The 11,105-nt window shown below is 74.6% G+C and carries 2 protein-coding genes; both read right to left on the bottom strand.

All coding sequences use genetic code 11. The features are described 5' to 3' along the window. Nucleotides 1-2,018 (bottom strand): type I polyketide synthase (locus TU30_RS32340; RefSeq protein WP_042177113.1); only part of this gene is annotated, 2,018 nt, incomplete at its 3' end. Between the two features lie 35 nt (nt 2,019-2,053). After that, a partial coding sequence (locus tag TU30_RS32335; protein ID WP_042177111.1) for a type I polyketide synthase occupies nt 2,054-11,105 on the bottom strand: 9,052 nt, incomplete at its 5' end.

The following is an 11,105-nucleotide window of genomic DNA, read 5'->3' as shown; positions in this document are numbered from 1 at the left end:
AGGTCCTGCATCAGCCGGGCACGGGCCGCGACCAGCGTGCACGCGTCCTCCAGCGACAACACCCCCGCCACATGCGCGGCCGTGATCTCCCCCACCGAATGCCCGGCCACGAACTCCGGCCGCACACCCCACGACTCGACGAGCCGGTACAGGGCGACCTCGAGGGCGAACAACGCAGGCTGCGCGAACCCGGTCGTGTGCAGCAGATCCGCCTCCGGCGTGCCCTCCCGCGCGAACAACACCTCCCGCAACGGACGGTCCAACTCCACGTCCAGCCGCGCCAGCACAGCATCCAACGCCTCCGCGAACACCGGGAACCGGGCAGACAACCCACACCCCGCCCCGGCCCGCTGCGACCCCTGACCCGAGAACAACACCGCCAACGACCGCTCGACAGCACGACCACGCGCCACCTCGACCGACCGCTCACCCGCCACACCCGTGCCCGCGAGAAGCACCGCCCGGTGCTCGAACGCGGTGCGACCGACGGCCAGGGAGAAGCCCACGTCCAGTGCGGTGGCGTCGGTCAGGGCCGAGACACCTGCGAGCTGTGCCTCCAGGGCGTCCTTCGTCTTGCCGGCGACCGGCCACGGCACGACCGTCGGGTGAGCCGTCGGTGGGGCGGGCTGCTCCGGCTCCTCTGGTTCGGGAGCCTGTTCGACGACGAGGTGGGCGTTGGTGCCGCTGATACCGAAGGAGGACACGGCGGCGCGGCGGGGCCGGCCGGTCTCCGGCCAGGGGGTGCGTTCGGTGAGCAGGCGGACGTTGCCCGCGGTCCAGTCGACGTGGGTGGAGGGCGCGTCGACATGGAGGGTCCTGGGCAGGACGCCGTGGCGGATGGCCAGGACGGTCTTGATGACGCCGGCGACTCCGGCGGCGGCCTGGGAGTGGCCGATGTTGGACTTCACCGAGCCCAGCAGCAGCGGCCGGTCCTCGGGACGGTCCTGACCGTAGGTGGCCAGCAGGGCCTGTGCCTCGATGGGGTCGCCGAGGGGTGTGCCGGTGCCGTGGGCCTCGACGGCGTCCACGTCGGCGGGTGAGAGTCCGGCACCGGCGAGGGCCTGGCGGATGACACGCTGCTGCGACGGGCCGTTGGGCGCGGTGAGTCCGTTGGAGGCACCGTCCTGGTTGACCGCGGAGCCGCGGACCACGGCCAGGACCTGGTGCCCGTTGCGGCGGGCGTCGGAGAGCCGTTCGAGGACGAGGACGCCGGCGCCCTCGGACCAGCCGGTGCCGTCGGCGGAGTCGGCGAACGCCTTGCAGCGGCCGCTGGTGGAGATGCCGCCCTGGCGGGTGAACCCGGAGAAGCCCATGGGGGTGGACATGACGGTGACGCCGCCCGCCAGGGCGAGGGAGCACTCCCCCTGGCGCAGGGACTGGGCGGCCAGGTGGAGGGCGACCAGGGAGGAGGAGCAGGCGGTGTCCACGGTCACCGCCGGGCCGGCGAGGTCGAAGGCGTAGGCGACGCGGCCGGAGACGACGCTGGCGGTGAGGCCGGTGGTGGCGTGGCCCTCCGCGTCCTCACGGGAGTTCATCACGACGCCGACGTAGTCGACGCCGGCGGTGCCGACGAACACGCCGGTGCGGGAACCGCGCAGGGACACCGGGTCGAGGCCGGCGCGCTCCACCGCTTCCCAGGTGGTCTCCAGCAGCAGCCGCTGCTGCGGGTCCATGGCGACGGCCTCACGCGGGGAGATGCCGAAGAACCCGGCGTCGAAGGCGGCGGCGTCGACGAAGCCGCCCTCGGCGGCGGCGCTGCTGCCGGCCCCCTCGCCGCCCAGGGCGTCGAGGTCCCAGCCCCGGTCGGTGGGGAACGGGGCGATGCCGTCGCGGCCCTCGTCCAGCAGCTGCCAGAAGTCCTCCGGGGAGGTGACCTCGCCGGGCAGCCGGCAGGCCATGCCCACGATGGCGATCGGTTCGTGCCGGCCCGCCTCGGCCTCCTCCAGCCGCCGCCGGGTCTTGTGCAGGTCGGCCGTGACCCACTTGAGGTAGTCGACGAGCTTTTTGTCATCGGGCATGGCGGGAAACCCTTCCTGTGGTGAATCGGCTCGTCTCAGTGGTCGCCCATGCGGCCGAGCTCGTTGTCGATGAAGGCGAACACCTCGTCGGCGCTGGCCGATTCGAAGGCGTCGTCCACGGGGGTGCCGGTCGACTCCGGCGCGCTGCCGCGCACCTTGTCCAGCATCTGGCCGAGCCGGAGGGCGAGTCCGGCGCGGGTGATCCCGTCGGGCTCGCCGGCTGTGAAGAGCGCTTCCAGGCGGTCGAGTTCGGCGAGCAGCGAGGGGCCCTGCGGGCCCTCGTCGCCGGGGGCCAGTTCGGAGACGAAGTGTTCGGCGAGTGCCGTGGGGGTCGGGTAGTCGAAGACGAGGGTGGCCGGCAGGCGCAGCCCGGTCGCCGTGGAGAGGTGGTTGCGCAGTTCCAGGGCGGTCAGCGAGTCGAAGCCGAGCTCCCGGAACTCCTGGGTGACGTCGACGGCCTTCGGCGTGGCGTGGCCCAGCACCCGGGCGGCCTGTTCGCGGACCAGTTCGGTGACGTACCGGACGCGTTCGTCGGCGCGGAGTTCGCCGAGTGTGGCGCCGAGGGCGGCGGCGGCTCCGGCGGCGTCGGTGGCGGCGGCGGTGCGGCGGCTGCTCCTGACCATGCCGCGGAAGAGCGGCGGCAGGTCCTCGGGGGCGGCGCCGCGCATGGCGCCGGGGGCGAGGCCGACCAGGACCAGGAACGACTCGTCGGAGCCGCGTGCGATGTCGAAGAGTCCGAAGCCCTGGTCGACGGAGAGCGGCGGGAGGCCGCCGGACTGCATGCGGCGCATGTCGGTGTCGGAGAGGGTGCTGGTCATGCCGCCGTCGTGGGACCAGGGGCCCCAGGCGAGCGAGGTGCCGGCCAGGCCCAGGGAGCGGCGGTGCGCGGTCAGGGCGTCGAGGAAGGAGTTGGCGGCGGCGTAGTTGCCCTGGCCGGGGCTGCCCATGACACCGGCGATGGACGAGAACGGCAGGAACGCGGCCAGGTCCAGGTCCCGGGTCAGCTCGTGCAGGTGCCAGGCGGCGTCGACCTTGGGCCGCAGGACGGCGGCGAGTCGTTCCGGGGTGAGCGAGGCGACGACGCCGTCGTCGAGGACACCGGCCGTGTGGACGACCGCGGTCAGCGGATGCGCCGCGGGGACCTCGGCGAGGAGCGCGGCGGTGGCGTCACGGTCGGCGGTGTCGCAGGCCTCGACGGTCACCTCGGCGCCCAGCTCGCGCAGTTCCGCGGCGAGTTCGGCGGCGCCCGGCGCGTCCGGGCCGCGCCGGCCGGCCAGCAGCAGGTGCCGCATGCCCGAGGCGGCGAGGCGGCGGGCGAGGTGTCCGCCGAGCGCGCCGGTGCCGCCGGTGATCAGGACGGTGCCGTCGGGGTTCCAGCGCGGCGGCATCGTCAGCACGATCTTGCCCACGTGCCTGGCCTGGCTCATGAACCGGAACGCCTCACGCGCCCGCCGCACGTCCCACACCCTCACCGGAAGGGGCCGCAGAGCCCCCCCGGCGAACAGGTCGAGGAGTTCGCCGAGGAGTTCGCGGTTGCGCGCGGGTCCGGCCTCACCCAGGTCGAAGGCACGGTAGGCCACCCGCTCGACCGACCGCGGATCACGGATGTCGGTCTTGCCCATCTCCAGGAACCGGCCACCGTCGGCCGTCAGCCGCAACGACGCATCCACGAACTCCCCGGCCAGCGCGTTCAGAACCACATCCACGCCCCGGCCACCGGTCACCGCCCGGAACTTCTCCTCGAAACCCAGATCACGCGAGGACGCGATGTGATCCTCGTCCAGACCCAGACCCCGCAAAGCCTCCCACTTGCCCTCACTCGCAGTCGCGAACACCTCCGCACCCAGATGCCGCGCCAACTGCACCGCCGCCATCCCCACACCGCCCGCACCGGCATGCACCAGCACCGACTCCCCCGCCCGCACACCCGCAAGATCACGGAACGCGTACAGGGCGGTCAGGAACACCAGCGGCACGGAGGCCGCCTCCTGCTGGGTCCAGGTGTCGGGGACGCGGGCCAGGTAGTGCTCGTCGGCGACGACGACCGGCCCGAATCCGCCGGGCACGGTACCGAACACCCGGTTGCCGGGTTGCAGTCCGGTGACGGCGGAGCCGACGGCGGTGACCACACCGGCGGCCTCGGTGCCCATCGGGCCGGACTCACCGGGGTACATGCCGAGGGCGTTGAGGACGTCGCGGAAGTTCAGACCGGTCGCGTCGACGTCGATCCTGACCTCGTGGTCGCCGAGCGGCTGCAGCACCTCCGGGCACGGGGCGAGGACGAGGTTGTCCAGGGTGCCCTTGCCGGTGGTGTCGAGCCGCCACGGCACGTCGACGGGCGGGAGCAGTCCGGCGCCGGTGGCGAGGCGGTCCAGCCGGCCGACGCGGACGGTGCCCTCGCGCACGGCGAACTGGGCGTCGCCGGTGGCGAGCAGGGCCGGCAGGTCCGGCAGCAGCGCCTGGACGTCGTCCTGTCCGTCGAGGTCGACGAGGACGAACCGGTCCGGGTTCTCGGACTGGGCCGAGCGCACCAGACCCCAGGCGGCACCCGCGGCGAGGTCCCGCACGGTCTCGCCGTCGGCGGCGGCCACCGCGTCACGGGTGACGAAGACCAGGCGGGTGCGGTCGAACCGGTCGTGGTCCAGCCACTGGCGTACGACTTCCAGGGTGCGGGTCGTCAGCGCGTGGACGGCACCGGGGACGTCCGTGCCGGGTACGGCGGCCGGGTCGCCGCCCGCGTCCGTGCCGTCCGGGGCGGTGTACTCCCCCTGGAGCGGGACGAGCACGTAGTCGGGGGCGTCGGCCGGGTCGGTGAGGTCGGCGAGGGACGACAGTACGGTGCCGGTGCCGAAGACGTCGGCGCCCAGGGTGACGGCCCGCAGCCCCTCGGTGGGCTTGACCTCGGGGACGGTGACCCAGTCGAGGCGGAACACCGGTTCCTGGCCGCCGGTGGCCGCCGGGGCGCGCGGCACGCTCGGGGCGCGCAGCACCAGCGCCTCGGCGGACAGCACGGGCGCGCCCTCGGCGTCGACCGCGGTGAGCGTGACCGACTCGTCGCCGAGCCTGGTGACGCGGGCCCGGAGCGTGGTGGCGCCGCCCGCGTGCAGCGACACGCCGTTCCAGATGTACGGCAGCAGCGGGTTGTCCTCGCTGCCGACGCCGAGGTAGCCGTTGGCGTGCTGGACGGCGTCCAGCAGGGCCGGGTGGATGCCGAAGTACTGGGCGTCCCCGGCGATCTCCTCGGGCAGGGCGACCTCGACGAAGGCCTCCTGCCCGCGGATCCACACCTTGCGCATCCCCTGGAAGCAGGGGCCGTACTCGGTGCGTTCGTAGGTGCCGTCGACCGGCACCGGCCGGGCGTCCGCCGGCGGCCAGACGGGGACGTCGAACGGGGCGGTGTGCTCCGCGGCGGCGAGGGATCCGGTGGCGTGCCGGGTCCAGGGACCGTCGGTGACGTCGGACGGGCGGGAGTGGAACGCGATGGTGCGGGCCCCCTCTTCGTCCGGGGCGCCGAGGACGACCTGGAGGGCGGTGGGCACCTTCTCGTCGAGCACCATCGGGGTGGACAGGACGAGTTCCCGGACCAGGCCGCAGCCGACCTGGTCGGCGGCGCGGATGGCCATCTCCAGGTAGCCGGTGCCGGGCAGGACGACCGTGCCGCCGACCTTGTGGTCGAGCAGCCAGGGGTGGACCTGCATCGAGATCTGGCTGGTGAACAGCGCGCCCTCGGAGTCGGCCAGCGGCACGGCGGCGCCGAGCAGCGGGTGGTCCGCGGAGACCAGGCCGGCCGAGCTGACGTCGCCGGTCAGGGCGGCCGGGCGGGGCCAGAACCGCTCACGCTGGAAGGGGTAGGTCGGCAGCTCGGTGCGGCGCGCCCCGGTGCCCCGGAACCAGGCCGCCCAGTCGACGCGGACACCGGCCGTGTGGAGCCGGGCGAGCCCGGTGAGCAGCGCGGTCTCCTCGTCGCGGTCCGTGCGCAGTGCGGGTACGGCGACGGCGTCGAGGTCGGTGTCCAGGCAGCGCTGGGTCAGCGCGGTCAGGACACCGCCGGGCCCGGCCTCCAGGAACGCGGTCACTCCGGCGTCGGCCAGGGCGCGCACGCCGTCGGCGAAGCGGACGGTGCCGCGGACGTGGCGCACCCAGTAGTCCGCCGAACACAGCAGGGCGGGGTCGGCGATCCCACCGGTCACGTTGGACACGACGGGGATGCGCGGTTCGGCGTACGCCAGTGTCCCGGCGACCTCGCGGAAGGCGTCGAGCACCGGCTCCATCAGCGGCGAGTGGAAGGCGTGGCTGACGGAGAGCCGCTGCGTCTTGCGGCCGTCCGCCGTGAACAGGGCGGCGAGGGCGAGGACGTCCTCCTCCGTGCCGGCGACGACGACGGAGTCGGGCCCGTTGACGGCGGCCAGTGCCACGCCGTCGGTCAGCCTGGGGGTGATCTCCTCCTCGGTGGCCTGCACAGCGATCATCGCGCCGCCGGCCGGGAGGTCCTGCATCAGCCGGGCGCGGGCGGCGACCAGCGTGCAGGCGTCCTCCAGGGACAGCACCCCGGCCACGTGCGCGGCCGTGATCTCACCGACGGAGTGACCGGCCACGTAGTCGGGCCGCACGCCCCACGACTCGACGAGCCGGTACAGGGCTACCTCGAGGGCGAACAACGCGGGCTGGGTGTAGCCGGTGGTGTCGAGGAGTTCCGCCTCGGGCGTTCCCTCCTGCGCGAACAGCGCGGTGCGCAGGGGGATTTCGGAGCCGGTGTCCAGGCGGGCCAGTACGGCGTCCAGGGCCTCGGCGAACACGGGGAAGGCGGCGTACAGTTCGCGGCCCATGCCGGCCCGCTGGGAGCCCTGGCCGGAGAACAGGACGGCGGAGGTGCGGTACGCGGCGCGGCCGCGGGCCACCTCGAGGGGTTCCCCGCCGGGTGTGGCGAGGAGGACGGCGCGGTGGTCGAGCTGGGCACGGCCGGTGGCCAGACAGTGGCCCACGTCCAGCGGGGGCCTGCCGGTCAGGGCGGCGATGCGGGCCACCTGGGCGTCCAGGGCCTCCTCGGACTTCGCGGAGACGGGCCACGGGACGACCGTGGGGGCCGGTACGGGGGCCGCCGCGCCGGTCGTCGCGGAGCCGGCCGGCGCGGGCACCGCCTCGGGTTCGGGTGCCTGCTCGATGATGGTGTGGGCGTTGGTGCCGCTGATGCCGAAGGACGAGATGCCCGCGCGCCACGGCCTGCCGGTCTCCGGCCACGGGGTCGGCTCGGTGAGCAGGCGCACCGCGCCCGCCTCCCAGTCGACGTGCGTGGAGGGCTTGTCGACGTGGAGGGTCTTCGGCAGTACCGCGTGCCGCATCGCCATGACGGTCTTGATGATGCCGGCCACGCCGGCGGCGGCCTGGGTGTGGCCGATGTTCGACTTGATGGAGCCGAGCAGCAGCGGCCGCTCCGGGTCGCGGCCCTGGCCGTAGGTGGCGAGCAGGGCCTGCGCCTCGATCGGATCGCCCAGCGGGGTGCCGGTGCCGTGGCCCTCGACGGCGTCGATGTCGGCGGGCGTGAGCCCCGCGCTCGCCAGGGCCTGGCGGATGACGCGCTGCTGGGAGGGGCCGTTGGGCGCGGTCAGCCCGTTGGAGGCGCCGTCCTGGTTGATGGCCGAACCGCGGACCACGGCGAGCACCTCGTGCCCGTTGCGGCGGGCGTCCGACAGGCGCTCCACCACGATCAGGCCGACGCCCTCGGACCAGCCGGTGCCGTCGGCGGCGTCCGCGTACGCCTTGCAGTGGCCGTCGGTGGCGAGGCCGTTCTGCAGGGTGAAGCCGGAGAACCCGGACGGGGTGCTCATGAGGGTGACGCCGCCCGCGACGGCGAGGTCGCACTCGCCGGCCCGCAGCGCCTGGAGCGCCCAGTGCAGGGCGACCAGGGAGGAGGAGCAGGCGGTGTCGACGGTGACCGCCGGGCCCTCCAGACCGAAGGTGTAGGCGAGTCGTCCGGAGACGACGCTGGCGGCGAGTCCGGTGCCGGCGTGGCCCTCCAGGTCCTCGCGGGAGTTCATGACGAGGGTGGAGTAGTCCTGGCCGTTGGTGCCGACGAACACGCCCGTGCGGCTGCCGCGCAGCCCGTCGGCGTCGATGCCGGCCCGCTCGAACGCCTCCCAGGTGGTCTCCAGGAGGAGACGCTGCTGCGGGTCCATGGCGATGGCCTCGCGGGGGGAGATCCCGAAGAAGCCGGCGTCGAACTCGGCGGCGCCGTCGACGAATCCGCCCCGGAGGGTGGCGCTGCGGCCGCGGCCGTCCGCGCCGCCGGTCGCCAGGGTGGCGAGGTCCCAGCCCCGGTCCTCGGGGAAGGCCTCGATGCCGTCGCGGCCCTCGCTGAGCATGTGCCACAGGTCCTGCGGGGAGCGCACCCCGCCGGGGAGGCGGCAGGCCATGCCGACGATGACGATCGGGTCGTCCGACAGTCCGGCGGCGCTCACCCGGTCGAGACCGGACTCGGTGTCCTGCTCGCCGAGGAGTTCGGCGACCAGGTGCTCGGCCAGGGCCTGTGCGGTCGGGAAGTCGTAGACCGTGGTGGCGGGCAGGCGCAGGCCGGTGGCGAGGGTGAGCCGGTTGGGCAGTTCGATCGCGGTCAGCGAGTCGAAGCCCAGGTCGCGGAAGGTGCGGTCGGGGGCGACGGCCTCCGGTCCCGGGTGGCCGAGAACGGCGGCGGCGTGGGTGCGGACCAGGTCACCGAGGACCGCGGTGCGGTCGGCGGCGGGAAGCTGCCGCAGCCGCGCGGCGAGCCCGGAGGCGGCCGTCTCGGTCTGCTGCCGCGCGGCGGCCGCGTCGGCCAGTGCCTGTCGGGCGTCCGGCAGGTCGCGCAGCAGGGCGCTGCCTCGGATGCCGATGAGGGTGTCCAGGACCTGCGGCTGACGCGGGTCGAACACCACGGGCGTCGGCTCCGGGCGGGTCACGGCCTGCCGCAAGGCGGCGAGCGCGAGGTCCGGGTGCACGGCCGGGTGACCGGCGGTGCGGGCCGGACGCGCGGCGGCACCGGTGCCGGTGGTGTCGGCGCCCGTCGCCTCGGTGACCGTGGTGTCCGCGCCCGGTTCCTCGTCGGTCCAGGCACCCCAGGCGATGGACGTCGCGGGCAGGCCCTCGCCCCGGCGGCGCCGGGCGAGCGCGTCCAGGACGGCGGTGGCGGCGGCGAGGTTGGCGCGCCCCGCGGTGCCGACCGTGCCGGCCACCGAGGAGCAGAGCACGAACGCCGTCAGGTCCAGGTCCCGGGTCAGTTCGTCCAGGTGGACGGCGGGGACGGTGCGGGCGCGGTGCAGCGCGGCGAACCGCTCCGGCGTGAGGTCGTCGAGCACTCCGTCGTCGACGATGCCGGCGGCGTGCACCACACCGGTGAGCGGGGTGTCCTCGGGGATGCCGGCGAGCACAGCGGCGAGGGCCTCGCGGTCGGCGGCGTCGCAGGCGGCGACCGTCACCTCGGCACCCAGCTCCCGGAGTTCTGCGGCGAGTTCGGCGGCGCCGGGCGCGTCCGGGCCGCGTCGGCCGACCAGCACCAGGCGGGCGGTTCCGGCGGCGGCGAGCCAGCGCGCCACGTGGGCGCCGCGGCCTCCGGTGCCCCCGGTGACCAGGACGGTGCCGCTGGGCTCCCAGCCGGCGTCGGGTGCGGCCTCCGGGGCGGGCACGAGCCGGCGGCCGAAGACGGCCGAGTCGCGTACGGCCACCTGGTCCTCGCCGTCGTGTCCGGCGAGGACGGTGGCGAACCGCCGGGCGGCACGGTCGTCCAGGGCGGCGGGCAGGTCGATCAACCCGCCCCACCGTACGGGGAGCTCAAGTGCCGCGACCCGGCCGAGGCCCCACACCGCCGCCTGGCCGGGAGCGGTGGGCCGCTCCGTGCCGGCGACGGCGACGGCGCCGCGCGTCACACACCACAGGGGCACGGTGATCTCGGCGTCCAGCAGGGCCTGGAGCAGCACCGCCGTCGGGGCGGCGGGACTCTCGGCGGTGTCCGTGAGCGCGAGCAGGGACAGCACTCCGGTGAGCGCGGTGCCCTCGGAGAGCAGGCCGCACAGCCTTCCGGTGAGCGCGTCGCGGTCGTCGGTGCCGACGGTGAGCGGCACGACGTCGGTGCCCACGGCCGCCAGGACGGCAGCCACCCACTCGTCGTCGGCGAGCGCCTCGGGGAGGACGGCCAGCCAGGTGCCGGTGGCGGTGGGCGCGGTGGACGGCAGCGACAGCGGCTTCCACGTCTCGTGGTGCCTGATGCCGTCGACCATCGCCTGGTCGCGCTGCCTGCGCCGCCAGGTGGACAGGGCGGGCAGGACCGCGCCCAGCGCGTCGGTGTCGACCGCGAGATCGGTGGCGAGCGTGGTCAGGTCCTCGCCCTCCACGGCCGTCCAGAACGCCGTGTCCAGGAGGTCCGCCCCGGTTCCGCCCGCCGTGGAGCGCTGGGCGTCGGGCCAGTAGCGGGACCGCTGGAAGGCGTAGGTCGGCAGCTCGGTGCGGCGGGCGCCGGTGCCGTCGAAGCACGGCTGCCAGTCGACGCGGACGCCGGTGACGTGGAGCCGGGCCAGCGCGGTGAGCAGCGCGGTCTCCTCGGAGCGGTCCCCCCGCAGAGCGGGGACGGCGACCGTGTCGGCGTCGACGTCGAGGCACCGGCGGGTGAGCGCGGTCAGTACGCCGTCGGGGCCGATCTCGAGGAAGGCGTTCGCACCGGCACCGTTGAGTGCCCCCACGCCGTCGGCGAAGCGGACGGTGTCGCGGACGTGGCGCACCCAGTACTCGGCCGAACACAGCAGGGCGGGATCGGCGACCTCACCGGTCACGTTGGACACGACCGGGATGACCGGCTCGGTGTACGTCAGCTGCTCCGCGACCTCGCGGAAGGCGTCGAGCATCGGCTCCATCAGCGGCGAGTGGAAGGCATGACTGACGGACAGGCGCTGCGTCTTGCGACCCAGGGCGGCGAACTCCTCCGCAAGTGCCACGACTTCGGCCTCGGCGCCCGACACGACGACGGACTCGGGGCCGTTGACCGCCGCCAGGGCGATTCCGTCCGTAAGCCTCGGAGCGATCTCCTCCCCGGTCGCCTGCACGGCCACCATCGCGCCGCCCGCC

The sequence above is a fragment of the Streptomyces sp. NBRC 110035 genome (genome assembly GCF_000829695.1).
Taxonomy (GTDB): Bacteria; Actinomycetota; Actinomycetes; order Streptomycetales; family Streptomycetaceae; genus Streptomyces.
This window is presented reverse-complemented; position numbering and strand designations above follow the sequence as displayed.